We start from the raw sequence: 25746 nt of genomic DNA, 5'->3' as shown, positions 1-25746 counted from the left end.
AAGGAGGTCCCCGCTCGCCGCGTGTCGGCGCGCGACAATGGCCCATTCGCGCCGTGCGCCGCAAGTTTGCCTTGACCGTGTGAGGCGCACGAAAAACAATCTTTCCGAGAACTGTTGGCCGCCGGGGAGGGGAGCCATGGATCTGAGGGCGTTTTTGACCGCGCATGCTCAGGACGCCGCCCTGAGCGATCAGGTGGCGGCCGGGCTGGCGGCGGCGGCCTACAAGGACCCCGCGACGGGGCTCTCGCGGCTGGCGGCGTTGCCGGGCTGGGACATGCTGGCCCAGGCCAATGTCGCGGGCGGCTACGACGCGGCGGCCCTGCACCATCCGGCCAGCCGGAGCCTGGTGGTCGTCAATCGGGGAACGGAGGGGATCAAGTCCTTCGCCGACTGGTGGGCCAATGTCTCCGCGGCCCTGTTCCAGGATCCGGACCGTCAGATCGGACCCGCCGTCGACTTCCTGGGCGAAGCGATCGAGGCGTGTCGGCAAAAGGGGCTGCCGGCCGACCAACTCCTGATCACCGGGCATTCGCTGGGCGGCGGGCTGGCCGAGATCCAGGGCATGCTCGCCCGGGCGATATCGGACCACGCGCCGCCCGACATCCGGGTGGTCGGCGTCGCCTCCGCCGGCTTCGCAGACGCCGCCGCCGGTTTCGCCCATCGCAAGAAGCTCAGCCTCGACCACAGCGTCGAAGGCGCCATCAAGCACTATGTCCGCGAGCTGGACGCGGTGCCACACCATCCCATGCGGTCCATCTTCGGCAAGGACGTGAAGGTCGCTTCGGTCTGGCAGGCCAAGCGCGCCAAACCACCCAAGGGGGAGATCTGGGAATACACCACCGTCTACGACTTCCTGCGCAACCACGATCAGGCGCTCTATTGCGAGTATCTGTCGCTCGGGACGGATCACCATCTCTGGTACAGCCAGAAAGCGCGCAAGGTGGAGCCCCGAACCGGAGAATATCCGACCTGGGATCACACCTTCATCATGCCGCCCGACTTCTAGCCGCGATGCGGCGCGCGGGCGCTTAGGTCCGGCGGGTTATGCCTAGACCAGTCCCGACTTCTGCAGCTGCTTGTAGGCCTTGATCACCCGCTGGAGCTTGTGCTCGGCGCTGCGGTCGCCGCCGTTGGCGTCGGGGTGGCAGCGCTTGAGCAGCTCCTTGTACTTGGCCTTGATCGCCGCGCCGTCGGCGCCGGCCTCGAGGTCGAGGTCCGCCAGGGCCTGGCGTTCCAGCTTGCCCAGGCCCCGCTCGGCGGCGGTGCGCTGCGATTCGGCTCGGCGCTGCTGGGCGCGGAAGATGCCGAACGGGTCGGCGAAGGCGCGGGCGTCGCGGGCCGCCTGGGCGGCGGCCTCGCGCGAGCGGGCGTCGGCCTTGAAGCTCCAGGTCGGGCGGCCGCCGGTCATGCGCTCGGTTTCCTGCTCGGCCCGAATCTGGGCCTCGCTCATGCCGGCGTAGAAGTTCCAGTTCTTGTTGTACTCGGCCGCGTGGCGCTGACAGAACCAGTAGTGCTGGTCGGGGATGTCGCGCGACTTCGGCGCCTTGGCCGAGCCGGGCAGGCGGCAGTCGGGATGGTCGCAGACCTTCTCGCCGGGCTTCAGGCGCAGGACGTCGTTGACAGCCTCGTCCTCGCCGTCCTTCGGGGGGCGGACCCGGATGTCGTAGAATTTGGGGCGGTACTCGAACGGCCGGTTCATGGCGCTTAGAGTAAGCCCGCGCTATTTCCGTTCAAGGATTGACATGCGGGAGTCGCGTCATGGGCGCCGTTGCGGAAGCTATTCGAGGCAAGTTGGAGGCCGCTTTCGCGCCGTCGCGGCTGGAGCTGATCGACGACAGCGACCGCCACCACGGCCACGCCGGCCATAGCGGCGCGGGCGAAAGCCACTTCACCCTGCGCATCGAGGCCGAGGCCTTCGCGGGCAAGGCCCGGGTGATGCGCCAGCGCCTGGTGATGAAGGTGCTGGCCGACGAACTGGCGGGGCCGGTCCACGCGCTGTCGATCGTCGCCACCGCGCCGGGCGAGGCTTGAGTCAGCCCGCGATTTTGAGCTTGCGTGGCGCGGCCGCGGCTGATTGCCTCTCGCCCCGGCGCGATCTTGGCCGGGCAGGCAGGATTAGCATGAGCGCCGACGTCACCTTCACCGCCGACATCCTCGAACAGACCGCCGCCCGGGCGCTGCCCGCGCTTCTGGAGCGGTCCTACGCCCGCTACTCCAACTTCACGGTGGCGGCGGCGGTGATCGACGACGAGGGGCGGACCCACTACGGCGTCAATGTCGAGAACGCCGCCTATCCCTCCGGCACCTGCGCCGAGCAGACGGCGATCGGCGCGATGATCACCGCGGGCGGCTCGCGCCGCATCGCCAAGGTGCTGATCGCCGCCGGCTCCGACGCGGTGGTCCAGCCCTGCGGCGCCTGCCGCCAGCGCATCGCCGAGTTCGCCGCCAAGACCTGTGAGATCGTCTCCGTGCAAGGGGGCGCGCCCACCGCGCGGACGCCTTTCTGGGCGCTGCTCCCGCAGGCCTTCGGGCCCGCCGATCTGGACTGAAAGGGCCGGGGCGGGGCTAGGCCCGGCGCGTTCGGCGTCCCAAAAAACCTCGGTTGCGCCGCTTATTCTGAAACGTTACCAAAAAGTCACATTTTCGAGGCCGTATGGTCAAGTTTGGAAGAAAATTGCTCAAACTTGACCATTAACGCGCTGTAATCTTGGGGTTATAGGGGTATTTTCTACCCCGCGCTGTGAACAGCGTTACGCCACTTTCCCGACATATAGGGTCTTCCCTCTGCCTCATTTAGGCCTTCGAGGGTGGCTGATCGCCACAATCTCGACAAAGATCGACTGGCGGACCCCGCCTCCCGGCGGCGTCCTTTCTATGGATCCGGCCGTCTAACGTCGTTCTCGGCGGGATTGGTGTAAGGCCAAGCTCTGAACAAGGCGGTTTTGCGCAAAAACGTTGCGGCTGTGTATCGAATTGCATGAAATTTGACGCTTTCGCCACATTTTGCTCCAAATTGCCCTCATCCGGGCGAGCGCCAGGGGCGACCCCCGTTTAAACGCGGGGGCAAATTATTTCGGGGGTTCTGAAGAAATGAAGTTTGTTTTGTTCGCGGGCGTCGCGGCTAGCGCGGTCCTCGGCGGTGCGGCTTATGCCCAAGAGGCCACCGGCCAGGCGACCGTCACCGAGATCGTCGTCACCGGTTCTCGCATCAAGCGTCCGCAGTTCGACGGGACCATCCCCGGGGTTCAGGTCACCAAAGAAGAAATCATTCAGCGCGGCTTCAACAACGCCTATGACATCGTGCTGAGCCAGCCGCAGGTCGGTTCGGGCGCTAGCCCCTACGGCAGCAACGGCGGTCAGACCTCCAGCCTCGGCGTCGCCTACGCCGACCTGCTGAACCTGGGTCCGCAACGCACCCTGACGCTGGTCAACGGCCGCCGCATGGTGTCGAGCAACGCCTCCACCCTGTTCGTGTCGGGTAACTACGCCGGCTCGCAAGTCGACGTCAGCGCCATCCCGGCCCAGATGATCGACCACGTCGACACCCTGACTGTCGGCGGCGCGGCCGCCTACGGCTCGGACGCCATCGCCGGCGTGATCAACTACATCATCAAGGACCGCTACGTCGGCGCCGAAGGCCGCGTGGCGTTCCGCACGACCGACAAGGGCGACGCCAACCGCTACAGCTTCAACGCCATCTACGGCTCGAACCTGTTCAACGACCGCGCCAACCTGGTCGTCTCGTTCGAATACACCAAGACCGACGCCCTCTACGCCGACAAGCGTCCGTGGATCATCGACACCGGCACCTCGGTGACCAACGCCTTCAACGGCTCCAAGCGCAACACGGCCTTCTCGCCGACCGTCGCCATCGACGTCGCCAACCTGAACAACGGCGCCTTCCTGCGCACCTCGGACGACGGCATCCCGTCGACGGCCTACGCCTACAACGCCCGCACCAGCATGCAGTGGCCGTCGGGCATCGCCTTCACGCCGTCCTCGGCGACCGGCACTTGCCCGACCGCGATCGTCGGCATGACCACCTGCGTCGCCGGCGGCTCCTCGGTCGCCGTGTTCTCGAGCGCCAGCCAACTGGTCCCCGGCATTCCGACCGGCAACGGCCTGTACAGCACGACCGCGCCCTCGGGCACCTTCCCGAACTTCGCGCCGACCTCGCTGCCCACCGGCGTGACCGCCGCGGCGGTGTTCGCGAAGTACGGCGTCACCCCGCCGGCCGGCCTGACGGCCGCTCAGCAGACCACGCTGGCCGTCAACGTGCTGCAGAGCAAGCTGCCGACCCTGCGTGAATATCTGCTGGCGAACCCGAACACCGACATCAACCTGATCGTCGGCTCGCTGTATGCGAACATGCCGCGCGTCGCGAACACCGACCCGCGCACCAGCGCCCTGTTCCCGTTCATCGCCAAGCCGGTCCGCTTCAACGAAAACGGCGAAGCGACCAACTTCTCGTACGGCTCCATCAATCCGACCGAGCAGGCCACCCTGGGCGTCGCGGCCAACACCAAGGGCTACGACAACAGCCGCTACAACCTGATCCAGAACGCGCAGAAGCGTAAGGTCGGGACGCTGTTCGCCACCGTCGACGTCAATGACCACCTGACGTACTACACGCAGAACATCTTCTCGTCGGTCTCGACGGTGCTGCCCCGCAACGCGATCTCGTCGAACGCGGTCACCACCAGCTCGGTCGAGACCTCGGGTCTGATCGTCAGCATCAACAACCCCTACCTGTCCGCGACCTCGCGTCAGCTGCTGCGCGACTCCGGCGCGGTGAACACCGCCGGCAACTTCATCATGTCGCGCACCAACCAGGACCTCCTGGGCGACAACCCACTGTGGGGTAAGACCGACACCAGCAACCTGGTGAACGGCCTGAAGGGCGACTTCGACCTGCTGGGCCGCAACTGGACCTGGGACGCCTCGTACACCTGGGGTCGTTCGAGCGGCCGCGTCGACTTCAACAGCATCAAGGACGTCGAGTACAACCTCGCCATCGACACCACGCTGGACGCCAGCGGCAAGATCGTCTGCCGCGCCCAGACCAACCCCTCGGCCTATCTGGGCAAGTCGCCGGCCGGCGTGACCGTCAACCTGGTCGACCAGCCGCTGGCCAATGGCATGATCGCCAAGCAGCAGTTCACGCCGGTCGTCACCCAGTCGATGATCGACAGCTGCCAGCCGCTGAACCCGTTCGGCTATGGTCAGATGTCGGCCGCCGCCCGGTCCTACGTGACCACCGCCCAGTTCTTCGCCTTCGAGAACACCCAGACCTTCCTGCAAGGCTCGATCAGCGGCGACCTGTTCAACCTGCCGGCCGGCGCCGTCGGCGTGGCCCTGTCGGGCGAACGCCGCACGACCAACAACGACTACTGGGTCGATGGGATCTCGCAGTACGGCCGCACCCGGTCGGCCGCGATCGCGCGCACCCAGTATGAGACCACCGCCCAGGAATACGGCGTCGAGTTGAACATCCCGCTTCTGGGCGGCGATTTCAGCCTGCCGTTCGCCCAGCGCCTGGAAATCAACCCGGCGGTGCGCTGGTCGAAGCAAACCGGCAACGCGCCGAGCTTCATCAACGCCCTCGGCAAGACGATCGACCCGACTTACGACGGCGACGTCGCCAAGATCTGGTCGCTGGCCGGTACGTTCCAGCCGATCAAGGACATCAGCTTCCGCGGCAACATCACCCGCTCGATCCGCCAGCCGGACGGCGTGGAGCTGTTCCTCGGCGGTCAGCCGGCGTTCACGACGCCGTCGGACCCCTGCTCGACGGCCAACATCGGTTCGGGCCTGAACCCGGCCGCGCGTAAGGCCAACTGTATCGCCGCCGTGAAGGCCGCCGGCTACGCCACCAACGACGCCGACGCCCTGAACTTCCTCAACAGCTTCACCCCGCCGTCGCAGTCCCTGCTGGGCGCCCGCTTCGGCAACATGGGCCTGAAGCCCGAGCGCGGCGAAAGCTGGACGGCCGGCGTGGTTCTTGAGCCGCGGTTCATCTCGGGCCTGAAGATGTCGGTCGACTACGCCGACATCGCGCTGAAGGACCAGCTGAGCCGCGTGTCCCTGGATCAGCTGTCGGCCTACTGCTACGACTCGGCCGCCTATCCGAACAATCAGGCCCAGTTCGGCACCAACACCTGCGACGCCTTCGCGCGTTACGCTTCGGGCTCGGAACCGGCTTCGACCCTGAAGTTCGCGCTGAAGGACGGCTGGAGCTCGACCTATCTGAACCTGGGTCAGACCACCATCCGCGCGGTCAACACGGTCATCAGCTATCGCAAGAAGCTGGCCGACCTGATCGGCCAGGACGGCGACTTTGGTCGGATCTCGATCAGCAGCAACCTGTACCGGATCCTGGAGTACACGATCACCAGCACCGGTCTGCCGGCCGACAACGAGTACTATGTCGGCTCCATCGGCACGCCGCGTTGGCAGACCAGCACCACGATCGGCTACAGCCTGAAGAAGTTCTCGACCAGCGTGAACATCGGCACCGTCAGCGACACCATCCGCTACAACGGTTCGACGCCCGCCACGATCGAGGTCAACCCGTATCTCAATCGCAAGGGCTACGCGGTCTACAACCTGTTCTTCGGCTACGACCTGACCGAAGACCTGCAGCTGCGCTTCAACGTCAACAACGTGGCCGACAAGCGCTTCGAAGACCAACGCGACGGCACGATCTACAGCTCGGCCGGCCGCACCTGGCAGTTCTCGGTCAACGCCAAGTTCTAAGCTGGCGTTCGAACCAGGCTCTTCCCAGAGCCTGGTCCGAAGACCTGGGCACGAGACCAAAAAAGGAGGCTCCCGTCGCGAGACGGGAGCCTTTCTTTATGGGCGACGGGCTTTATGGGGACGGGAAGGGCGCCGCCCCGCCCATCGCGGCGTGGGCCTTAGGCCGTCTGGGCGACCAGGCCTTCCAGCACGCGGCGCAGGTCGGCCTCGCGGAAGGGCTTCTGCAGCACGGCCGAACCCTTGTGGTCCTCGCTGATGCCCGCCTCGCCATAGCCGCTGGCGAAGGCGAAGGGGACGCCCCGCGCGCGCAGCGCGTCGGCGACCGGGAAGATCGGCCGGCCGCCCAGGTTCACATCCAGCAAGGCCGCGTCGATGTCCGCCGAGCCGGCCAGCTTCAAGGCCTCCTCGATCTCGGCGGCGGGGCCGACGACCGTGCAGCCAAGGTCGGTCAGCATGTCCTCGACCAGCATGGAAACGAGCGCTTCGTCTTCGACGACCAGCACCTTCAGGGACGAGAGTGTCTTCATAGATCAGGGCTCCAGCGCGCGCAGGGGCAGCGCCATGTGGCAGACGAGTCCGGAGGCATCATAGGTCAGCTCGACCCCGCCGGATAGCTCGGCCGCAAGACCGCGTTCAAGAAGCCGGGCGCCAAAGCCCCGGCGGGTGGGGGGCTTGACCTTCGGGCCGCCGCGCTCTGTCCAGGTCAGGCGCAGGAGATTGGCCTCCAGCCGCCAGGAGACGATCACGCGTCCGTCCGGAACCGACCAGGCGCCGTACTTGACCGCGTTGGTCGCCAGCTCGTGGATCCCCATGCCCAGGGCCACCGCCGCCTTGGGATTGAGGCGCAGGTCCGCCGCATAGTCGAAGACGACGCGGTCCTCTCCGGCCATGGCGTGCAGCTCTCCGTCGACCACCTCGCGCAGGCTGGCGCCCTCCCAGCTCTCGCGCGTCAAAAGGTCGTGGGTATGGGACAGGGCGATCAGCCGTGACTCGAAGGCCTCGCGGAAGAACTCGGGCGAGGCGTTGGAGCGCAGGGTCTGGGCGGCGATGGACTGCACCGTGGCCAGACTGTTCTTGACCCGGTGGTTCAGCTCGTTGACCAGCAGCTTCTGGCGTTCCTCGGCGCGCTTGCGCTCGGTGATGTCCAGCGAGACCCCGGCCAGGCGCCGCACGCCGCCGTCGTCGGCGGTCTGGGCGGCGCGCCCCCGGGCGTGCAGCCAGCGAAGATCGCCGCTCGGCAGGATGACGCGATATTCGACGTCGTAGTCCGCGCCGTCGCGGATCGCGCTCTCGATCGCCGTCATGATGCGCGGGCGGTCCTCGGGATGGATCGTGGCGATCAGGTCGGCGAAGGTGAAGGTCTGGTCGGGGCGGCGGCCGTAGTTGGCCTTGCACAGGTCCGAGGCCTCGTAGGCGCGGGTGGCCACGTCCAGGTCCCAGGAGCCCATGCGTCCGGAGTCGAGCGCGAACTTCAGCCGCTCTTCGGCGCGGCGGCGCTGGTCCAGCTCATCCAGGGCGGCGGCGTTGATCCGGATCGACTCGATGGTGACGGCGACCTGGGCGCCCAGGCCCATCAGCAGCGCCTCGTCGCGGACGGTGAAGCGCCCGGGCTCGGGATCGCCGAAGAAGAGGCCGCCCAGCACCGCGCCTTGGGGCGTGGTCACCGGGATCGCCAGATAGCTGCGCACCGGCAGGTGGCCGGGCGGCATGCCGCGCCGGGGCGCGTTGCGGCCGTAACGCGGGTCCTGGGTGATGTCGTCCGACCGCACCACGCCCACGCCGTCGAAGGTGGGGGCGAAGACCTCGGTCTTGCGCGGCATCGGGAAGTTTTCGAAGGCCTCGGGCGGCGCGCCGGAGAGGCGATAGAGCGTATAGGACTCTCTGTCCGCGCCCACGACGTTGTAGAAGAAGGCGCCATAGGCCGCGCCGATGATCTCGCGCGCGCCGTCGATCACCGCCTGGACGCAAGAATCGACATCGCTGCTGGAGGCCACGGCCTGGGTGACGCGCGCCAGGGTCTCGGACTTGCGGACCTCATCGGCCAGCGCCGCGCGCGCCTCGGCCAACTGCGCGCGCAGATCCGCCTCGGATCCGCCGCGAATGTCGGTCTTAGCCACGCTGACCAATATGCCCCTCCCATCTGGCCGCCCCTGACCAGCAATGGCCCAAAACGCGTGGTTGGGGATTCGGTTCCGGCGCCCTCAAATGATGGTCACAGACCGTCGTTTTCGTTCAAGGACGGGCTAATGCGTAAGGCGGTCACCTGATTGCGCTGGCGGCGCAGCACCTGGAAGCGATGGCCGTGAAAGATGAAGGTCTGGCCGGGCTCGGGGATCATTTGAGCTTCGTGGATGACGAGGCCGGCGATGGTCACCGCCTCGCCCTCGGGCAGTCGCCAGTCCATGGCCCGGTTCAGGTCGCGGACCGTGACGTGGCCGTCGACATTGACCGAGCCGTCCTGCTGCTTGCGCACGCCGTTCAGCGCCGTGTCGTGCTCGTCGTCGATCTCGCCGACGATCTCCTCGAGGATGTCCTCCAGCGTCACCAGGCCCTGCAGGGCGCCGTACTCGTCGACCACCAAGGCAAAGTGGCTCTTGCGCTTGAGGAAGGCGTTGAGCTGGTCCTTGAGGTTCGTCGTGTCGGGAATGAACCACGGCTCGCGCAGGATGGCGGCGATGTCGAGGCCTTCGACGCCATTGGGCGACTCCGCCAGCGCCTTCAAGAGATCGCGGGCGTGCAGCACGCCGACGATGTTGTCGGGCTCGTCCCGATAGAGCGGGATGCGGGTGTGCTGGGCCTCCAGCACCTCCTCGACCAGTTCGCGGGCGGGCAGGGCCGCGTCCAGCAGGACCATCGACTTGCGGTGGACCATGATCTCCGAGACGTCCATGTCGGACAGGTCCAGCACCCCGCCCAGCATCCGCCGGTCGTCGGTCTCCACCAGGCCTTCGGAGTGGTGGTAGTCGACGGCGCCGCGGATCTCCTCGTGGGCGGCCAGCACGTCGACGGCCATGTCCAGCTTGACGCCGAAGATCCGCAGGGCGCGGCGCACGATCCACTGGATGACATAGATCACCGGGCCGAACAGCCGCACGATCAGCAGGGTCGGCCCGGACAAGGCGCGGGCCACGTCGTCCGAGCGGATGATGGCGACGGTCTTGGGCAGCACCTCGGCGAAGACCAGGACCAGGACGGTCATGGCGGCGGTGGCGACAGCGACGCCCCACGGGCCGGGGATCAGGGTGGTCAGGACCTGGGTCGCCAGGGCTGAGGCCAGGATGTTGATCAGGTTGTTGCCCAGCAGGACGGCCCCGATCATCGTCTCCTGGTCGGAGAGCAGCTTGTTGACCCGCCGGGCCGGCGCGTCGCCATCGCGCTCCAGCTGGTGCATGCGCGAGCGGCTGGCGCCCGTCATCGACGTCTCCGCCGCCGAGAACAGCGCCGAGAGGGTCAAGAGGGCGATGACGATAGGCGCGAGGCCGAGCAGGGCGGTGAGCATGCCCCTGTTCTAGGCCAAGCCAGCGGTGGGCGTTAGCCCCCCGGGTGCAGGCCCGGCGCTTCCTGGCCGGTTCGCGCGACGTACTCGGTGTAGCCGCCGCCGTACTGGTGGACGCCCTCGGGCGTCAGCTCCAGCACCCGGTTCGACAAGGCCGCCAGGAAGTGGCGGTCGTGCGAGACGAACAGCATGGTGCCCTCGAAGTCGGCCAGGGACGCCACCAGCATCTCCTTGGTCGCCATGTCGAGGTGGTTGGTCGGCTCGTCGAGCACCAGGAGGTTCGGCGGGTCGAACAGCATCTTGGCCATGACCAGACGGGCCTTCTCGCCGCCCGACAGCACGCGGCAGGGCTTCTCGACGTCGTCGCCCGAGAAGCCGAAACAGCCGGCCAGGGTGCGCAGGGCGCCTTGGCCCGCCTGTGGGAACGAGCGCTCCAGCGACTCGAAGATCGTCTCCTCGCCGTCCAAGAGGTCCATCGAGTGCTGGGCGAAGTAGCCCATCTTGACGCTGGCCCCGATGGCGACCTTGCCCTGGTCGGGCTCGGTGGCGCCGGCCACCAGCTTCAGCAGCGTCGACTTGCCCGCGCCGTTCGCGCCCAGCACGGCCCAGCGCTCCTTGCGGCGGACCAGGAAGTCGAGGTCCTGGTAGATCGGCCGCTCGCCATAGCCCTTGTGGACGCCCTTCAGGCTGATCACGTCCTCGCCCGAACGGGGCGGGCTCTGGAATTCGAACTGGACGGTCTGGCGGCGGCGCGGGGCCTCGACGCGCTCGATCTTGTCGAGTTTCTTGACCCGGCTTTGCACCTGGGCGGCGTGCGAGGCGCGCGCCTTGAACTTCTCGATGAACTTGATCTCCTTGGCCAGCATCGCCTGCTGGCGCTCGTACTGCGCCTGGCGCTGGGCCTCGCTGAGCGCCCGCTGCTGGTCGTAGAAGTCGAGGTCGCCGGAATAGGTGATCAGCTGGCCGCCATCGATCTCGACCACCTTGCCGATGATGCGGTTCATGAAGGCGCGGTCGTGCGAGGTCATCAGCAGCGCGCCGTCGTAGTTCTTCAGGAACGCTTCCAGCCAGATCAGGCTTTCCAGGTCCAGGTGGTTGCTGGGCTCGTCCAGCAGCATGGCGTCAGGGCGCATCAGGAGGATGCGGGCCAGGGCCACGCGCATCTTCCAGCCGCCCGACAGCAGGCCCACGTCCCCGTCCATGCGCTCCTGGCTGAAGCTCAGGCCCGCCAGCACCTCGCGGGCGCGGGCTTCCAGCGCATAGCCGTCCAGCTCCTGGAAGCGCTCCAGCACCTCGCCATAGCGCTCCATGACGGCGTCCAGCTGGTCGGCCTGGTCCGGATCGACCATGGCGGCCTCCAGCGTGGCCATCTCGGCGGCCAGGGCGCTGACCGGGCCGACGCCATCCATCACCGCGGCCACGGCGCTCTGGCCCGACATCTCGCCGACGTCCTGGCTGAAATAGCCGATCCGCGTGCCTGGATCGATCGAGACGATCCCGTCGTCGGGCTGCTCCTGCCCCGTGATCATGCGGAACAGGGTCGTCTTGCCGGCGCCGTTCGGGCCGACCAGCCCGACCTTCTCACCCTTCTGGATGCCCATCGAGGCTTCGATGAACAGAATCTGGTGGCCGTTCTGCTTGGAGATGTTGTCGAGGCGGATCATGCGCGGGCTGCTAACCCGGCGGAGCGCAGAAAGCCAGTGTTCAGAATCCCTCTCTCATGGAGAGAGGGAGAGGAGGGTGATTGGGTAGCGAAGCTGTGGGCGATTGAATGAGATCGTCGATACTCCTGCCGGCTCACGCGCTGGCCGCTTTTCCGAAAACGGCGGCGCGGGTGCGCGGGCCGCGGAAGGCCGAGACCAAGGCGCCGGTGTCCATCCGCCTGGACCGCTCGGTGGTCGACCACTTCAGGGCGCAGGGACCGGGCTGGCAGAGCCGGATCGACGAGGCGCTGGCGGGGATGATCCGGCGGTAGGGGCTGGGAGAGCGTCGTCGAGATTGGTCAGTGGGCTGGACTCGTGTTCACCCGCCGCCGCGCCGAAGCCGATGGTGGTTTGACGTCTCTGGGAGGGTGATTTGTGGACACCCAGCAGCTTTGAGGCGTTCTGATGCATTCGTCTGAGGCTTGTTTCAACTCCGGTCCGAGCGCGTCCCCGAACGCCCGCTTCGCCGCGATCTGATCAAAGCTGCGGCCGAGGCGCATCCCGCGCCAATCGACCTCATAGGCTCGAAATGTGCCCATGCTATCGCAATTGCTGTGGTTGATGATCTGGGCGGCGACGAGCAGCCGTCGCGGTCCCAACCAGGTTATACCGGCGATGTTAGGCTGCTCGCGATAATCGCAGGTAACGGGATGACCGAAGGCTTGGCGGACTAGGCCCGATACGTCTTTTGCCTTCGGTCCGTCGGGACCGCCTGAGACGACGATGGTCCGATACAGCCCATTGGCGCCGTCGTCGCTCGTGGTGACGAAGAAGGCCTTGGAGTCGGGTGACCAAAGCATTTCGGAGCCAATGCCGGGTCCGATGTCGATGCTGCCGCTGCCGACCTGTCCCTCGGTTGCGATCCTCACCAAGAAATCTTCAGTGTCGATGAAGGTGGCTGTCGCCGCGGACCTCCCGTCAGGCGACACGATCCTTATCGATTTGCCCGGCGCATTCGCAATCTGGTCCCAAATCGGCGTGGCCTGTTGCGCATAGAAGCCCCCCGAAGCCTGGGCCGGAGCGACCGTCATAATCATCGCAATGATGGACGCGGTAAGAGAACGCATAGGGTGAGGCTGCAGGAGCCTCTACGCCCTGTCCATGGCTAAACCGCGCCTTCGCTCAGCAGGAACGCCTTCAGCGCCGCGCGGTCCACGTCCTTGGCGACGAACGCGTCGCCGATGCCGCGCGCCAGCACGAAGGTCAGCTTGCCGCCTTCGGCTTTCTTGTCCTGGCCGCAGTGGGCGATCAGGGCGTCGGCGTGGAAGGGCTCCTTCCGCACGTCGGCCAGCGTCGTCGGCAGGCCGGCGGCCTTGATCGCCGCCTCGGCGCGGGCGGCGTCCTGGCCCGAGCACAGGCCCTGGGCCGCCGAGAAGCGGAAGGCCTGGGCCATGCCGACGCCGACAGCCTCGCCGTGCTTGAGCACGTCGCCAAAGCCCATCTCGGCCTCGATCGCGTGACCGAAGGTGTGGCCGAGGTTCAGCAGGGCGCGGCGGCCGGCTTCCTTCTCGTCCTCGGCGACGATCTCGGCCTTCATCTCCACTGAGCGACCGACGGCGCGGACCAGGGCGTCGACGTCGCGCTCCAGCACCTTGGCGACGTTGGTCTCCAGCCACTCGAAGAAGGCAAAGTCGCCCAGCAGGCCGTATTTGATGATCTCGGCATAGCCGCAGGCCAGCTCGCGGGCGGGCAGGGTGGCCAGGACGTCGAGGTCGGCCAGCACGAGGCGCGGCTGGTGGAAGGCGCCGACCAGGTTCTTGCCGCGCGGGGTGTCGATGGCGGTCTTGCCGCCGACCGAGCTGTCGACCTGGGCCAGGAGCGTGGTCGGGACCTGCACGAAGTCGATGCCGCGCTTGTAGATCGCCGCCGCGAAGCCGGCGAGGTCGCCGACGACGCCGCCGCCGAACGCCACGATCTGGTCGCCGCGCTCCAGGTTCAAGGCCAGCAGGCGGTCGGAGAGGTCGGCGAGACCCTCGAAGCTCTTGCTCTCCTCGCCGGGCGGGATGGTGATCACGTCGACAGCGATCCCGGCCTTTTCCAGGGACGCGGCCAGGCGCTCGCCGTGGTGCTCGCCGACGATCGTGTCGGTGACGATGGCGACGCGCTTGCGCTTGCCCAGCACGGGAGCGATCCGCTCGCCCGCCCGGTCGATCAGGCCGGGGCCGATGACGACGTCATAGGCGCGCTCGCCCAGGCCCACGGGGACGGTGCGGATCATTCGGTGGGAACTCCTTGCGCCAGGTGCTGGCGCAGCCCGGCCAGGATGGCGTCGACCGCCACCCCGTGCGGCGTGTCGCCGGTCTGGACGTGCACTTGCGCCTCGGCATAGGCGGGGTTGCGGACGCGGGCCAGCTCGGTCAGCACGGCCACCGGGTCCTTGCCCTTCAGCAGCGGCCGGGTGTCCTTGCGGCCCACGCGCCGGGCCAAGAGCTCGATGTCGGCCTTGAGCCAGACCGACAGGGCCTTTTCGTTGATCAGGGCGCGGGTCTCGGCGTTGACGAAGGCGCCGCCGCCGGTGGCCAGCACGTGCGGCGGCTCGTCCAGCAGGCGGGCGATCACCCGGCGCTCGCCGTCGCGAAAGGCCGCCTCGCCCAGCTCGGCGAAAATCTCCGAGATCGAGCGGCCGGCGGCGGCCTCGACCTCGTTGTCTGCGTCGCGGAAGGGCAGGTTCAGGGCCGTGGCGAGGCGCCGTCCGACGCTGGACTTGCCCACGCCCATCAGCCCGACCAGGACGATGGTCTTCTGGCGCAGCGGCGCCAGGTCGTCGGATGTCTGAACGGACTCGGTCATGATGCGGTCGCGGGTTTACACGAGGCTGGGCCAAAGCCCAAGTTTGCGAGACCCTCGTCATGCGTCATAACCGTTCCATGATCTCGCTGATGCGTTCCTCGCGCCCGCTGCTGCTGTCCGGCGCGCTCGTCCTGTCGCTTTCTCCTTTTCTTTGGGCGGGAGCCGCGCGCGCCCAGGAAGAGGTCAAGGTCAAGACCCTGGCCGCGCCCGACTACTTCTCCGGCGCCGTGGCCGACACCGGCCTGCCGGGCGACCTCTGGAAGGAGACCGCTCCGGGGATCATGCGCGACGTGCTGCCCAAGCTGGCGGGCCCCAAGCCCCTGTCGCCGGCCTTCGCCAGCCTGGCGCGGCGGGCGCTGTCGACGGGATCGAACGGCCCGGCCGGGGTTGGCGAGGACGTCGAGATGGGCGCGGCCCGGGCCCTGGCCCTGATCGCCCTGGGCGAGGCCAAGGGCGCGGACGCCTTGCTGGATCGCGCCACCGGCGGCCCCGGCAGCTCGGCCCTGTCGATGGCCCAGGCCGAGGCGGCCCTGATCACCGGCAATGACGACAAGGCTTGCCAGGTCGAACAGGCCCTGACCGTCGATCGCGGCGCGGCCTACTGGTTGCGGCTGCGCGCCTTCTGCCAGCTTAAAGCCGGCCAGACCGACGCCGCCCAACTGACCTTCCAGCTGGCCCAACAGCAGACGAAAGACGTCGACTACGCCCGCCTGATGGGGGCGGCCCTGGCCGGGACGCCGCCGGGCGCGGCCAATCTGAAGAACGGGGTGAACTACGCCCTGTCGCGCCGGCTGAACCTGGACGTCCAGTCCGCCGCGGCCCTCGCCACCGCCTCGCCGGCGCTGAAGCCCGTCGCGACCCCGGCCGCCGGCGAAGCGCCCGAGATCAAGGCCGGGCTCGACCTGACCGCCGCCGAGGCCTCGGATCTGGCCTTCCTGCGCCAGGCCAAGACCGTGCCGGCCTTCGTCGAGGCCGCCCGCGCCTCGGCCCCGTCGATCGCGGCCCTCGCCAAGGCCGGCGGCCCGCTGCAGGACCCGGTGCTGCTGGCCCGCGCCGCCGTGGCGACCGGCGATGTCGAGAGCGCCCAGGCGATCCGAGGGCGCCTGACCCAGGACGTGATCCCGGGCGCGACCGCCGCGGACCTCGCCATCCTCGACGCCCTGATCGCCGCCGGCGCGGGCAAGGTCGACAACCAGGTGCTGAGCAACCTCGTCAGCCGGGGCGCGACCGGCAAGCCGGCCCAAGCCGCCGCCGTGCTGCTGTCCAGCCTGGGCGGCGCGATGGACGCCGACGCGCGGACCCAGTTCGCGGCGTTCGACCTTGGCCGTCCCGCCGCCTCGGCCGCGCGGGTCCAGCTCTTGGAGGACGCCGCCGGCGCCAAGCGCAGGGGCGAGGCGGCCCTGCTGGCCTTGTCGCTGGCGCTGGACGCCGGCGCGAACGGCCCCGCGCCGGTCGACCGCGCTCGCATCGCCCACGCCCTCAACCGCGCGGGCCTCTCCGTCGACGCCCGGGCGGTCGTGGTCGAAGGCCTGCTCGGCCTCGCTTACGCCAAATGAGCGCGACCGCGTCCGGCTGGGTCGACGCGTTCCTGGAGATGATGGCGGTCGAGCGCGCGGCCGCCCGCAACACCCTGACCGCCTACGGCAAGGACCTGGAGGACGCGCGGGGCTTTCTGGGGCGCAGCGGACGCGACCTCGACGACGCGGACGCCGAGGCGATCGAGGCCTATTTCCAGGACCTGGGCGCGCGGGGGATGTCGCCCGCCACCGCCGCCCGCCGCCGCTCGGCCGTGCGCCAGTTCTACCGATTCGTGTTGGGCGAGGGCTGGCGAAAGGATGACCCCTCCCGCCGCGTGGCCGCGCCCAAGGCCGGCCGCCCGCTGCCCAAGGTGTTGGAGCGCGAGGAGATCGAGCGCCTGCTCGCCGCCGCGACGGCGAAGGACAGCGCCCAGGGCCTGCGCCTGTCTTGCATCATCGAGCTGATCTACGCCTCGGGCCTGCGGATCTCCGAACTGCTGGCCCTGCCGCTGTCGGCCCTGGCCCGCGACCCGGCCTACCTGATCGTCAAGGGCAAGGGCGGCAAGGAGCGGCTGGCTCCGCTGAACGACGCGGCCCGCGCGGCGGTGAAGGCCTATCTCGAGGGGCGACGGGCGTTCCTGCCGAAGGGCCAGAAGGATAGCCCCTGGCTGTTCCCCTCGCGCGGCGGTTCGGGCCGGCTGACGGCGCGGCGGGTGGGACAACTGCTGGACGACGCGGCCATCGCCGCCGGCATCGACCGCGAGAAGGTCAGCCCCCACGTCCTGCGCCACGCCTTCGCCACCCACCTGCTGGAAGGCGGCGCGGACCTTCGGGTCATCCAGACCCTGCTCGGCCACGCCGACATCGCCACGACCCAGATCTATACCCATGTGGCGGGCGAGCACTTGGCGCAGGTGGTGCAATCCAAGCACCCGCTGGGACGCAAGAAGACGCCGCATTGACGCGCGGGCGGGCGAGCCCTTAGGAAAGCCCCCACCAAATCTACGGGTTTGCCCTCGCCGGCCGCCCTATCCTGAAAGGCCCGCCATGTCGGACGAAACCCGCGACTCCAACGGCAATATCCTGGCCGACGGCGACACCGTCACCCTGATCAAGGACCTGAAGGTCAAGGGTTCGGGCGGCGTGACGCTGAAGCGCGGCACGGTCGTCCGCAAGATCCGCCTGACCGGCGACCCCGAAGAGATCGAAGCGAACGTCGACAAGGTCCGGGGCCTGGTCCTGCGGACGGAGTTCGTGAAAAAGGCTTAGGGGACGGCAATCCTCCCCCCAGCGGGGGAGGTGGCGCGAAGCGCCGGAGGGGGAAGTCCTGCCGAGCTTGCCTCTTCCCCCTCCGTCGTCTCTTCGAGCCGACACCTCCCCCGCTAGGGGGAGGATTTTGAACAGCGCTACCGCCCCTCGTACGCCGCCCGCATCACGGCGATGTCGATCTTCTTCATGCCCATCATCGCGTGGAAGGCGCGCCCGGCGGCGGCGCGATCGGGGCTGGTGGTCATTTCGATCAGCTGGCGCGGGGTGACCTGCCATGACAGGCCGAACCGGTCCTTCAGCCAGCCGCATTGCGACTCGGACCCGCCGTCGGCGGTGAGGGCGTTCCAGTAGTGGTCGACCTCGTCCTGGCCGTCGCAATCGATGACGAACGAGAACGCCTCGTCGAGCTTGAACATGGGGCCGGCGTTCAGGGCGATGATCTTCTGGCCGTCCAGTTCGAACGTCACCGTCATCACCCTTCCGGCCTCCACGCCGCCTGGCGCTTCGCGAGGGTAGTGGGTGATGTCGATGATCCGCGCGTTCGGGAAAACCGAGACATAGAGCCTGGCGGCCTCCTCGGCCTGGGCGTCGAACCACAGGAAGGGCGTGATCTTGGGCATGACGGTCTCCATGGGCGTGAGCATAGGACGGTCGAGCCGGCGACGTCCCGACAGGGTCTTCTAAAAATCCCTATGCGCCGATTGACTGTCGCGACGGGAAGATTGCCTGATCCTCCAGATCGATGGCTGGCCGCTAGGCCTCGCGCGCGATGACCCCATCTGCGGAGCCGGTCCATCCAGACGAAGGAGCATCCCATGAAGACGCGTAAACTCGGCGACGGCCTCGAGGTGTCGGCCATCGGTCTTGGCTGCATGGGCATGGGCCAGGTCTACGGCACGGCGCTGGAGGCGGCCGACGCCCACAAGCTCCTGGCCCGCGCGGTCGAGCTGGGCGTGACCTTCTTCGATACGGCCGAGGTCTATGGCCCGTACACGAACGAAGTGCTGGTCGGCGAAGGCCTCAAGCCCTTCCGCGACAAGGTCGTGATCGCCACCAAGTTCGGCTTCGACATCGCGCCGGAAGGCGCGGGCGAGGGCTTCTCGCGCATGCGCGGGACCAACAGCCGGCCCGAGCACATCCGCGCCGTGGCCGAGGCCTCGCTGAAGCGCCTGGGCGTCGAGGTGATCGACCTATTCTACCAGCACCGCGTCGATCCGAACGTGCCGATCGAGGATGTGGCCGGGACGGTCAAGGACCTGATCGCCGAGGGCAAGGTCAAGCATTTCGGCCTCTCCGAGGCCGGCGCGGCCACGATCCGCAAGGCTCACGCCGTGCAGCCGGTCGCGGCCCTGCAGAGCGAATATTCCCTCTGGTTCCGCGAGCTGGAGGCCGAGGTCCTGCCGACCCTGCGCGAGCTGGGCGTTGGTCTGGTGCCCTACAGCCCGCTGGGCCGGGGCTTCCTGACGGGCGCGATGAAGACCGATCTGGCCGACAACGACTTCCGCCGCAACCTGCCGCGTTTCCAGGGCGAGGCCCTGGCCAAGAACCTGTCGCTGGTCGAAGCCCTGACCCAGATCGCCGCCGAGAAGGGCGCGACCCCGGCCCAACTGGCGCTCGCCTGGATCCTGCATCAGGGCGAACACATCGCCCCGATCCCCGGCACCACCAAGGCCGCGCGGCTTGAGGAGAACCTCGGCGCGGTGGAGCTGGCGCTATCGGCGGACGACCTGGCCCGCATCGCCGCCGCCGTGCCGGAGACGGCGGTGGAAGGTGAGCGCTATACGAAGGCCGGCCTGGCGATGGTGGGGCGGTAGGAAAGTCCCTCTCCCCTTGCGGGAGAGGGGGGCCGCCGGAGGCGGTCGGGTGAGGGGTCGCGCTCCGCTATTCGGAGACGCCTTTCAACCCCTCATCCGGCCCTGCGGGCCACCTTCTCCCGCAAGGGGAGAAGGGAACAGAGGTCGAGCTTGAGCATTCTCCCGCCATGCTCTCGCTCATCCTCGACCTCTGCAACATCCTCGGCGGCTTCCTGCTGGCCATCGGCCTGCTGGTGCTGGCCCCTCGCGTCGGCGACGATTTCGAGCGGTTCGCGGGGCGGCTGGCGCCGTTCCGCTGGATCGTCGGGATCGCGGCGCTGGTCTGCGGCGGTTATTTCCTCATCGTCCACCTGACCAGCGGGCCGCATATCTTCCACTTCGAGGTCGTCGGCGTCGCGGTCGGCGTCCTGCTGCTGTGGGAGCGTCTGCGCGTTGGCCGCGCCCTGCCCGATAGCGCCGCGCGCGGGCCGGGCCTGCTGCTGGCCGTGTTCGGCGTCATCGCCATGATCGTCGGCGTCCAAGGCCTGTTCACGCCGGGCTGACGCCGCGCTTGCCCCCCGGCGCAACCTGACGCCACACTCCCCTCATGGCCGACAACCCCCTCCGCACGCTCGACTCGTTCGAACTGATCAAGCTGGGCAAGGCGTCGGTGACGGTCGGCGGCCTCGTGGCGGGCGTGCTGATCGTCGGGGCCGCGCTGGTGGCCGCGCGCCTGACCTCGGCGGGGTTTCGGCGACTGCGCGAGCGGGCGGCCGGTGACGCCGCCTCGCTCTACGCCGTCGAGAAGGTGGCGACCTACGGCCTGATCGTGATCGGGGTGGTGGTCGGCCTGTCGACCATGGGCTTGGACCTGACCTCCCTGACCGTGTTCGCCGGGGCCCTGGGCGTCGGGGTGGGCCTTGGCTTGCAAGGCGTGATCAAGGATTTCGCTTCCGGTGTCAGCCTGGTGTTCGAACGGCTGGTGGCGGTGGGCGATTTCGTCGAGCTGCCCAATGGCGGGCGCGGGGTGGTGCACGAGATCGGTCCGCGCGCGACCCGCATCCGCACCAACGACAGCACCGACATCATCGTGCCCAACTCGGTGCTGGTGAACGACCAGGTGATCAACTGGACCCTGCGCGGCACCAACCGGCGCATCCGGGTGCCGTTCGTCACGGCGTTCGGCGTCGACAAGGAGAAGGTCCGCGAGGCGGTGCTCAAGGCGGCCAAGTCCGCCCCGTTCACCGCGCCGGACGACGCCACGCGGCGGGCCCAGGTCTGGCTGGTCGGCTATGGCGACCACGCCCTGAAGTTCGAGCTGATCGTCTGGCCGACCGTCGAGGCCGTGCGGCGTCCGGCGGCGATCTTCGCGGCCTATACCTGGCTGATCGACGACGCCCTGCGCGGGGCCGGAATCGAGATCCCCTATCCGCAGCGGGATATCCGCATCCGGGGCCTGTTCGGGGAGGAGGGCGAGGACGCCCTGACCAGCCTGCGCCTTGAGCCCGCCGCGCGTCGCCGCAAGGCCAAGGCGGTCAGGAGCGGCTCCAGCAACGACGCCGCCGCGGACCTCGAACGCGAGGATCCGGAAGAGGCGCCGCCGCCGTCATCTCGACCTGAACGCTGATCATCTTGACGCGCCTGCTGCGCCGCCGCATGGTCTTCGCAATTGCGAAATGACCGCCCAGGAGGGCGGCGTGACAATACGGGGAGTGACCGGCATGAAGACGCCGCGCGGCTTTTTCAAACCCTTGGCGATCGGCGCGCCGACGCCCTATCGCGAGCTTCCCGCCCGCGTGGAGCGGATGATCCACTTCGTGCCGCCGCACCTGGACAAGGTCCGCGCCAAGGTCCCCGAGATCGCCCCGACCGTCGACGTGATCCTGGCCAATCTGGAAGACGCCATCCCCGCCGACGCCAAGGGCGCTGCCCTGGCCGGCCTCGTTTCGATGTCGCGCGAGGTGGACTTCAAGGCTCTGGGCGTCGGCTTCTGGACGCGGATCAACTGCCTGAACTCGCCGTGGCACCTGGATGAGGTCGCCACCATCGTCGAGAAGGCCGGCGACAAGATCGACGTGATCATGGTCCCCAAGGTCGAGGGGCCGTGGGACATCTTCTACATGGACCAGCTGCTGGCCTCGCTGGAGGCCAAGCACGGCGTCACCCGGCCGATCCTGCTACACGCCATCCTCGAGACGGCCGAGGGCGTGATGAATGTCGAGGCGATCGCCGCCGCCAGTCCGCGCATGCAGGGGATTTCGCTGGGGCCGGCCGACCTCGCCGCCAGCCGGGCGATGAAGACGACCCGCGTGGGCGGTGGTCATCCCGGCTATCGGGTGATCGAAGATCCGCACGCGGACGGTTCGCCGCGCGCCAGCGTGCAGCAGGACCTTTGGCACTACACCTTCGCCAAGATGGTCGACGCCTGCGCGGCGCACGGGATCAAGCCGTTCTACGGCCCGTTCGGCGCCATCGACGACCCGGTCGCCTGCGAGCAGCAGTTCCGCAACGCCTTCCTGATGGGCTGCGCCGGCGCCTGGAGCCTGCACCCCAGCCAGATCGAGATCGCCAAGAAGGTCTTCAGCCCCGACCCGGCCGAGGTGGCCTTCGCCAAGAAGATCCTCGAAGCCATGCCCGACGGCACCGGCGTGGCGATGATCGACGGCAAGATGCAGGACGACGCCACCTGGAAACAGGCCAAGGTGATGGTCGACTGCGCGCGGCAGATCGCGGCGAAGGACGCCGAGTATGCGGGGCTGTACGGGTTTTAGGGCGATAAATTAGATGCTCCCCCGCATCGCGGGGGAGCTGTCGCGGAGCGACTGAGGGGGCGAGCGCCATGAAGGCCGAGCTGGCCCCCTCCGGCCCTCTGGGCCACCTCCCCCGCGTCGCGGGGGAGGAACTTAGTTTCGCTCAGTTCCCCCCCACCGTCGTCACCACGCGCGCGCCCTGCGTCAGCAGCTGGTGGATCGGGCAGCGGTCGGCGATCTCGAACAGGCGCTCCAGTTGCTCGTCGGTCAGGTCGCCCTCGATGGTGATCACCCGCTCGAAGCGTTCGTGCGGCGTCTGGTCCTTGTCGAAGTGCGAGAAGACCTCGACGTGCATGTGGCTGATCGTCCAGCCCTTGCGGTTGGCGTAGAGGCGCAGGGTCATGGTGGTGCAGGCCGCCAGGCCCGCGGCGACCAGCTCGTGCGGATCGGGGCCAAGGTCCAGGCCCCCCTGCGCCACCGCGATGTCGGCGACGATGGTCGAGGGACCGGCCGTGACGAAGGTCTGCAAGCCGCCGCTGCCGGTGTCGGTGGCGGTGGCGAACGGGCGGGTGCGGAGGGCTTCGGTCATGGCTCTTCCTTGGCAAGGGTCGCTAGCGAAGCCTTCCTACCACCGCCGTCAAACCCGCGCTTGGACGATCGGCGTGAGGACGAAGTCGGGCTCGTGGTCGGGGCCCAGCGTGATCGAGGCGATCGGGATCACCGGCCGGTCGCTTGCGAGGCCTATTTCGAACCGCGCCAGCAGGGTCGCGAGGATGATCTGCGCCTCGGCCAGGGCGAAGCCCGCGCCGATGCAGACGCGCGGACCGGCCCCGAACGGCAGGAAGGCCTCCACGCCCCACGGGTGGGGCTGGTCGATGAAGCGGTCCGGAACGAACGCGGTCGGCTCGTCCCACAGCTTGCGGTGCCGGTGGATCAGCCAGGGGCTGATGGTGATCATGCAGCCGGGAACGACCGCGTGGCCGCCGATCTCGTCGGGCGCGAGCGCGGTTCGGGCGATCAACGGGACCGACGGATATATGCGCAGTGTCTCGAACAGCACTGAGCGCATCAGCGGCCAGGCCTTCAGGTCATCCAGGCTCTCGACCTGTTCGGCCGGGAACGCTTGGACCTCGGCGCGCACCCGCGCCTGGGTCCTCGGATCATAGGCCAGCAGCACGGCGGTCCAGAACAGCAAGCGCGACGTGGTCTCGAAGCCCGCCGCCAGCATCGAGCTGCATTGGTCGCGGATTTCCTGGTCGGAGAGGGACGCGCCGTCCTCGTCGCGGGCGGCCAGAAGGCGGTCGAGCAAATCGCGGACGTCCGGGTGGGGATCGGCGCGTCGCGCGGCGATCAAGGCGTCCACCGCGTCTAGCCACTGGCGGCCCAGCCGCCGGCGCTCGCCGTCCATGAAGGTCAGGTCGTCCGCGCCCTTGCTGACGAAATCCATCAGGTTGAAGTGCGCGGGCCCCTCCATGTAGCGACGGGCCAGGCTGGCCAGCAGGGCGCCTTCCGCGTCGGCCTGGCGGGAGAAAAGCGCGCGCAGCACCGCGTCCAGCGTCGCTTGATGGAATACTTCCGCCAGATTGGCGCGCGCCTTGCCCGTCAGCGCGGCGGCCAGGCCGGCCGCGGCGTCCTGAAAGTGAGGCAGGAGGCCGCCGATCGCGGCGGGGGTAAAGACCGGCGCCAGGCTCTTGCGCTGACGCTTCCAGGTCGCGCCCTCGGCCAGCAGAAGACCTTCGCCCACCAGGGGGCGCAGCGGGCGATTGGCCTTGATGGGGCGTACATAGTTCGGCGAGGTCAGCACCCGGCGCGCGCTGGCGGGGTCGCTGACGACCAGGCCCGGCTGGCCCAGGAAGCTGTATGGCGTGAAGAGATCGTCGAAATCGGCGTCGCAATAGGCGCCGACAAGGTTGCGGCCCATCTCGCGGGCGATGCGCAACTCACCCAGCAATGATCCGCCCAGCGCGCGGGGATGGACCTTGGGGGCGGGAGGGATAAGCGGCGCGGAGCGGACGAGAGCGTCCATGGAGCGGCCTTCCGGAAGCGGGGCGCGGGAAGAGGCCCCATCCGGAAACACAGCCTAGCGCCGCTTACAACGCGACGCAATAATTCATCGTTCGGTGAATTAGGCGGCCGCCTGATGCTGGCCCGACACATCAAAAGCGCGTTGCGAACCGCGCCACACTTCCACGAAGTCGCAGCGGCGGTGCATGTCCAGCAGCTCGAAGGCGCGGGCGCGCGCGGCGTGATCGTCGGCGCAGGGCGTGACGTCGAAACGGGGGACCGAGCCGTCGGACTCGACACAGAAGAAGGTGAACACCTGCATGGGAACTGTGCGCTCTCATCAGGCGGGACCGCGCATATTCGATGGCGGGGGCCGCGGTGGGCGCGGGCCGGCTTCGCGCCCCGCTACAAAACAACATAGGACTCTATGTCGCGATTCACCAGATCAGGAGAGTCCTGAATCGAGACTCACCTGTTGATCGATGCTGTGGATAAAACCCGGCGGATTCGGGGCGGTTCCCCGACGGAATCTCGCCTCTTTCCCTCGGAGGATTCCGCCACTAGGTTCGCACCCTTTCATTCACGGCGACGTTTGAGAGTCCATGGCCGCCCATTATCTCGATTTCGAGCGCCCGATCGCTGACCTGGAAAGCAAGATCGAAGAGCTGTCCAAGCTCTCCGAGACCGCTGGTCCGGGCGCGTTCGACCTCGAAATCCAGGCCCTGCGTGACCGGGCCCAGGAACTCCGCAAGGAGGCCTACGCCAACCTCGACGCCTGGCAGAAGACCATGGTCGCGCGGCACCCGCAGCGGCCCCACCTGCGCGATTATGTCGCGGGCCTGATCGACGAGTTCGTCGAGCTGCGCGGCGACCGCAAGTTCGCCGACGACCAGGCGATCGTCGGGGGCCTTGGCCGGTTCCGCGGCCAGCCGGTCGTGGTCATGGGTCACGAGAAGGGCCACGACACCACCACGCGCCTGAAGCACAACTTCGGCATGGCCCGCCCGGAAGGCTATCGCAAGGCCGTCCGCCTGATGGACATGGCCGAGCGCTTTTCCTTGCCCGTCATCACCTTCGTCGACACCGCCGGCGCCTATCCGGGCCTGGGCGCTGAGGAGCGCGGCCAGGCCGAGGCCATCGCCCGCTCGACCGAACGCTGCCTGACGCTCGGCACCCCGATGGTCGCCACGATCGTCGGCGAAGGCGGCAGCGGCGGGGCCATCGCCCTGGCCGGCGCCAACCGCGTCTTGATCCTGGAGCACTCGATCTATTCGGTGATCTCGCCGGAAGGCGCGGCCTCGATCCTGTGGCGCGACGGCGCCCGGGCCAAGGACGCGGCGACCAACATGCGCATCACCGCCCAAGACCTGATCAAGCTGGGCATCGTCGACCGCATCGTCGACGAGCCGGCCGGCGGCGCGCACTCGAACCAGGACGCGGCGATCCAGGCCGTCGGCGACGCGGTCGAGGAAGAGCTGAAGGCCATGGCCCACATGAGCGCCGAGCAACTGCGCAAGCAGCGCTCCGACCGCTTCTACGCGATCGGCCGCGCGGGCCTGCAATAGCCGCCGTCCCCGAAGATCCTCCCGCGAGCCGGGAGGATCTAACGCTTGCCTGACCTAAGGGCCGCCTCGGCATAGTCCCCTCAAAACCAGAGGGAGGCTCGCG

The 25746-nt window shown here is 68.1% G+C and carries 25 protein-coding genes; 13 read left to right on the top strand and 12 right to left on the bottom strand.

What is annotated here, in order from left to right; genetic code table 11:
• Positions 1–136 precede the first annotated feature (136 nt).
• Entirely contained in the window at positions 137–1006 is an 870-nt protein-coding gene (locus CSW60_RS07265) for a hypothetical protein (protein ID WP_099536583.1), read from the top strand.
• A 42-nt stretch (positions 1007–1048) separates the two neighbouring features.
• Here CSW60_RS07265 and CSW60_RS07260 read toward each other — a convergent pair whose 3' ends face one another.
• Positions 1049–1699: a J domain-containing protein gene (locus CSW60_RS07260; RefSeq protein WP_099536582.1), complete on the bottom strand. Its 651-nt coding sequence runs from the start codon at positions 1697–1699 to the stop codon at positions 1049–1051.
• 59 nt (positions 1700–1758) lie between these two features.
• Between CSW60_RS07260 and CSW60_RS07255 the strand changes: the two genes are divergently transcribed.
• From CSW60_RS07255 to CSW60_RS07245, 3 genes are all read left to right on the top strand, one after another.
• Complete coding sequence (locus CSW60_RS07255) at positions 1759–2031, top strand: BolA family transcriptional regulator (protein ID WP_099536581.1); 273 nt, start codon at positions 1759–1761, stop codon at positions 2029–2031.
• A gap of 89 nt (positions 2032–2120) precedes the next feature.
• Positions 2121–2549, top strand: coding sequence for a cytidine deaminase (cdd, locus tag CSW60_RS07250; protein ID WP_099536580.1), 429 nt, complete (start codon positions 2121–2123; stop codon positions 2547–2549).
• Positions 2550–3090: 541 nt separating this feature from the next.
• A complete protein-coding gene (locus CSW60_RS07245; RefSeq protein ID WP_099536579.1) occupies positions 3091–6756 on the top strand; it encodes a TonB-dependent receptor domain-containing protein in 3666 nt (1221 codons plus the stop codon).
• 158 nt (positions 6757–6914) lie between these two features.
• Here CSW60_RS07245 and CSW60_RS07240 read toward each other — a convergent pair whose 3' ends face one another.
• The 4 genes from CSW60_RS07240 to CSW60_RS07225 form a co-directional block, all read right to left on the bottom strand.
• Positions 6915–7283, bottom strand: coding sequence for a response regulator (locus tag CSW60_RS07240; RefSeq protein WP_099536578.1), 369 nt, complete (start codon positions 7281–7283; stop codon positions 6915–6917).
• Positions 7284–7286: 3 nt separating this feature from the next.
• Positions 7287–8873, bottom strand: a complete 1587-nt coding sequence (locus CSW60_RS07235) for an HWE histidine kinase domain-containing protein (protein WP_236634262.1) — start codon at positions 8871–8873, stop codon at positions 7287–7289.
• Between the two features lie 95 nt (positions 8874–8968).
• The gene (locus tag CSW60_RS07230; protein ID WP_099536576.1) at positions 8969–10255 is read right to left on the bottom strand and encodes an HlyC/CorC family transporter; all 1287 of its coding nucleotides are present in this window, start codon (positions 10253–10255) and stop codon (positions 8969–8971) included.
• Between the two features lie 32 nt (positions 10256–10287).
• A complete protein-coding gene (locus tag CSW60_RS07225; RefSeq protein ID WP_099536575.1) occupies positions 10288–11916 on the bottom strand; it encodes an ABC-F family ATP-binding cassette domain-containing protein in 1629 nt (542 codons plus the stop codon).
• Between the two features lie 170 nt (positions 11917–12086).
• On the opposite strand from CSW60_RS07225, the gene CSW60_RS07220 reads away from it, so the two are divergent.
• The gene (locus CSW60_RS07220; protein ID WP_236634231.1) at positions 12087–12227 is read left to right on the top strand and encodes a BrnA antitoxin family protein; all 141 of its coding nucleotides are present in this window, start codon (positions 12087–12089) and stop codon (positions 12225–12227) included.
• A 27-nt stretch (positions 12228–12254) separates the two neighbouring features.
• Here the strand turns inward: CSW60_RS07220 and CSW60_RS07215 are convergent, their stop codons facing one another.
• From CSW60_RS07215 to CSW60_RS07205, 3 genes are read right to left on the bottom strand one after another with little or no spacing between them, the layout of a single operon-like run.
• Positions 12255–13022 carry a hypothetical protein gene (locus CSW60_RS07215; protein WP_099536573.1) on the bottom strand — a complete coding sequence of 256 codons (768 nt, stop codon included), beginning with the start codon at positions 13020–13022 and terminating at the stop codon, positions 12255–12257.
• 38 nt (positions 13023–13060) lie between these two features.
• On the bottom strand, positions 13061–14173 hold the full coding sequence (aroB, locus tag CSW60_RS07210; RefSeq protein WP_099536572.1) for a 3-dehydroquinate synthase: 1113 nt from the start codon (positions 14171–14173) through the stop codon (positions 13061–13063).
• Positions 14170–14745, bottom strand: a complete 576-nt coding sequence (locus tag CSW60_RS07205) for a shikimate kinase (RefSeq protein ID WP_099536571.1) — start codon at positions 14743–14745, stop codon at positions 14170–14172. The genes aroB and CSW60_RS07205 overlap by 4 nt, the downstream gene beginning before the upstream one ends.
• 89 nt (positions 14746–14834) lie before the next feature.
• Between CSW60_RS07205 and CSW60_RS07200 the strand changes: the two genes are divergently transcribed.
• From CSW60_RS07200 to CSW60_RS07190, 3 genes are all read left to right on the top strand, one after another.
• Complete coding sequence (locus CSW60_RS07200; protein ID WP_236634230.1) at positions 14835–16301, top strand: hypothetical protein; 1467 nt, start codon at positions 14835–14837, stop codon at positions 16299–16301.
• Entirely contained in the window at positions 16298–17224 is a 927-nt protein-coding gene (locus tag CSW60_RS07195) for a site-specific tyrosine recombinase XerD (protein ID WP_099536569.1), read from the top strand. Before CSW60_RS07200 ends, CSW60_RS07195 begins: the two co-directional genes overlap by 4 nt.
• An 85-nt stretch (positions 17225–17309) precedes the next feature.
• The gene (locus CSW60_RS07190; RefSeq protein WP_066681534.1) at positions 17310–17531 is read left to right on the top strand and encodes an alkylphosphonate utilization protein; all 222 of its coding nucleotides are present in this window, start codon (positions 17310–17312) and stop codon (positions 17529–17531) included.
• A 137-nt stretch (positions 17532–17668) separates the two neighbouring features.
• Here the strand turns inward: CSW60_RS07190 and CSW60_RS07185 are convergent, their stop codons facing one another.
• Entirely contained in the window at positions 17669–18151 is a 483-nt protein-coding gene (locus tag CSW60_RS07185) for a VOC family protein (RefSeq protein WP_099537589.1), read from the bottom strand.
• A gap of 195 nt (positions 18152–18346) precedes the next feature.
• Between CSW60_RS07185 and CSW60_RS07180 the strand changes: the two genes are divergently transcribed.
• From CSW60_RS07180 to CSW60_RS07160, 4 genes are all read left to right on the top strand, one after another.
• Complete coding sequence (locus CSW60_RS07180; protein ID WP_099536568.1) at positions 18347–19345, top strand: aldo/keto reductase; 999 nt, start codon at positions 18347–18349, stop codon at positions 19343–19345.
• Positions 19346–19512: 167 nt separating this feature from the next.
• Positions 19513–19887 carry a hypothetical protein gene (locus tag CSW60_RS07170; protein WP_099536567.1) on the top strand — a complete coding sequence of 125 codons (375 nt, stop codon included), beginning with the start codon at positions 19513–19515 and terminating at the stop codon, positions 19885–19887.
• Positions 19888–19931: 44 nt separating this feature from the next.
• Positions 19932–20951, top strand: a complete 1020-nt coding sequence (locus CSW60_RS07165; protein WP_099536566.1) for a mechanosensitive ion channel family protein — start codon at positions 19932–19934, stop codon at positions 20949–20951.
• Positions 20952–21036: 85 nt separating this feature from the next.
• Positions 21037–22095, top strand: a complete 1059-nt coding sequence (locus tag CSW60_RS07160; protein WP_099536565.1) for a CoA ester lyase — start codon at positions 21037–21039, stop codon at positions 22093–22095.
• A gap of 142 nt (positions 22096–22237) precedes the next feature.
• Here CSW60_RS07160 and CSW60_RS07150 read toward each other — a convergent pair whose 3' ends face one another.
• The 3 genes from CSW60_RS07150 to CSW60_RS07140 form a co-directional block, all read right to left on the bottom strand.
• Positions 22238–22663, bottom strand: a complete 426-nt coding sequence (locus CSW60_RS07150; protein WP_099536564.1) for an OsmC family protein — start codon at positions 22661–22663, stop codon at positions 22238–22240.
• 48 nt (positions 22664–22711) lie between these two features.
• A complete protein-coding gene (locus tag CSW60_RS07145) occupies positions 22712–24100 on the bottom strand; it encodes a cytochrome P450 (protein WP_099536563.1) in 1389 nt (462 codons plus the stop codon).
• A gap of 99 nt (positions 24101–24199) precedes the next feature.
• Complete coding sequence (locus CSW60_RS07140; protein ID WP_099536562.1) at positions 24200–24400, bottom strand: hypothetical protein; 201 nt, start codon at positions 24398–24400, stop codon at positions 24200–24202.
• Between the two features lie 280 nt (positions 24401–24680).
• Here CSW60_RS07140 and CSW60_RS07135 point away from each other — a divergent pair, with 280 nt between their 5' ends.
• The gene (locus CSW60_RS07135; RefSeq protein ID WP_066682057.1) at positions 24681–25643 is read left to right on the top strand and encodes an acetyl-CoA carboxylase carboxyltransferase subunit alpha; all 963 of its coding nucleotides are present in this window, start codon (positions 24681–24683) and stop codon (positions 25641–25643) included.
• Positions 25644–25746 lie beyond the last annotated feature (103 nt).

Origin of the sequence: Caulobacter sp. X (assembly GCF_002742635.1) — a bacterium.
GTDB lineage: Bacteria > Pseudomonadota > Alphaproteobacteria > Caulobacterales > Caulobacteraceae > Caulobacter.
The sequence above is the reverse complement of the archived record's forward strand: the minus strand, read 5'-3'. Positions and strand labels throughout refer to the sequence as shown.

What these genes read in the sequence shown, in the direction of transcription:
- CSW60_RS07180 (WP_099536568.1), top strand. Translation starts at nt 18,347, where the DNA reads ATGAAGACGCGTAAACTCGGCGACGGCCTCGAGGTGTCGGCCATCGGT.
- CSW60_RS07240 (WP_099536578.1), bottom strand. Translation starts at nt 7,283, where the DNA reads ATGAAGACACTCTCGTCCCTGAAGGTGCTGGTCGTCGAAGACGAAGCG.
- CSW60_RS07145 (WP_099536563.1), bottom strand. Translation starts at nt 24,100, where the DNA reads ATGGACGCTCTCGTCCGCTCCGCGCCGCTTATCCCTCCCGCCCCCAAG.
- aroB (WP_099536572.1), bottom strand. Translation starts at nt 14,173, where the DNA reads ATGATCCGCACCGTCCCCGTGGGCCTGGGCGAGCGCGCCTATGACGTC.
- CSW60_RS07255 (WP_099536581.1), top strand. Translation starts at nt 1,759, where the DNA reads ATGGGCGCCGTTGCGGAAGCTATTCGAGGCAAGTTGGAGGCCGCTTTC.
- CSW60_RS07135 (WP_066682057.1), top strand. Translation starts at nt 24,681, where the DNA reads ATGGCCGCCCATTATCTCGATTTCGAGCGCCCGATCGCTGACCTGGAA.
- CSW60_RS07170 (WP_099536567.1), top strand. Translation starts at nt 19,513, where the DNA reads ATGCTCTCGCTCATCCTCGACCTCTGCAACATCCTCGGCGGCTTCCTG.
- CSW60_RS07185 (WP_099537589.1), bottom strand. Translation starts at nt 18,151, where the DNA reads ATGCCCAAGATCACGCCCTTCCTGTGGTTCGACGCCCAGGCCGAGGAG.
- CSW60_RS07265 (WP_099536583.1), top strand. Translation starts at nt 137, where the DNA reads ATGGATCTGAGGGCGTTTTTGACCGCGCATGCTCAGGACGCCGCCCTG.
- CSW60_RS07190 (WP_066681534.1), top strand. Translation starts at nt 17,310, where the DNA reads ATGTCGGACGAAACCCGCGACTCCAACGGCAATATCCTGGCCGACGGC.
- CSW60_RS07150 (WP_099536564.1), bottom strand. Translation starts at nt 22,663, where the DNA reads ATGACCGAAGCCCTCCGCACCCGCCCGTTCGCCACCGCCACCGACACC.
- CSW60_RS07200 (WP_236634230.1), top strand. Translation starts at nt 14,835, where the DNA reads ATGCGTTCCTCGCGCCCGCTGCTGCTGTCCGGCGCGCTCGTCCTGTCG.
- CSW60_RS07195 (WP_099536569.1), top strand. Translation starts at nt 16,298, where the DNA reads ATGAGCGCGACCGCGTCCGGCTGGGTCGACGCGTTCCTGGAGATGATG.
- CSW60_RS07225 (WP_099536575.1), bottom strand. Translation starts at nt 11,916, where the DNA reads ATGATCCGCCTCGACAACATCTCCAAGCAGAACGGCCACCAGATTCTG.
- CSW60_RS07230 (WP_099536576.1), bottom strand. Translation starts at nt 10,255, where the DNA reads ATGCTCACCGCCCTGCTCGGCCTCGCGCCTATCGTCATCGCCCTCTTG.
- CSW60_RS07215 (WP_099536573.1), bottom strand. Translation starts at nt 13,022, where the DNA reads ATGCGTTCTCTTACCGCGTCCATCATTGCGATGATTATGACGGTCGCT.
- CSW60_RS07165 (WP_099536566.1), top strand. Translation starts at nt 19,932, where the DNA reads ATGGCCGACAACCCCCTCCGCACGCTCGACTCGTTCGAACTGATCAAG.
- CSW60_RS07245 (WP_099536579.1), top strand. Translation starts at nt 3,091, where the DNA reads ATGAAGTTTGTTTTGTTCGCGGGCGTCGCGGCTAGCGCGGTCCTCGGC.
- CSW60_RS07140 (WP_099536562.1), bottom strand. Translation starts at nt 24,400, where the DNA reads ATGCAGGTGTTCACCTTCTTCTGTGTCGAGTCCGACGGCTCGGTCCCC.
- cdd (WP_099536580.1), top strand. Translation starts at nt 2,121, where the DNA reads ATGAGCGCCGACGTCACCTTCACCGCCGACATCCTCGAACAGACCGCC.
- CSW60_RS07260 (WP_099536582.1), bottom strand. Translation starts at nt 1,699, where the DNA reads ATGAACCGGCCGTTCGAGTACCGCCCCAAATTCTACGACATCCGGGTC.
- CSW60_RS07205 (WP_099536571.1), bottom strand. Translation starts at nt 14,745, where the DNA reads ATGACCGAGTCCGTTCAGACATCCGACGACCTGGCGCCGCTGCGCCAG.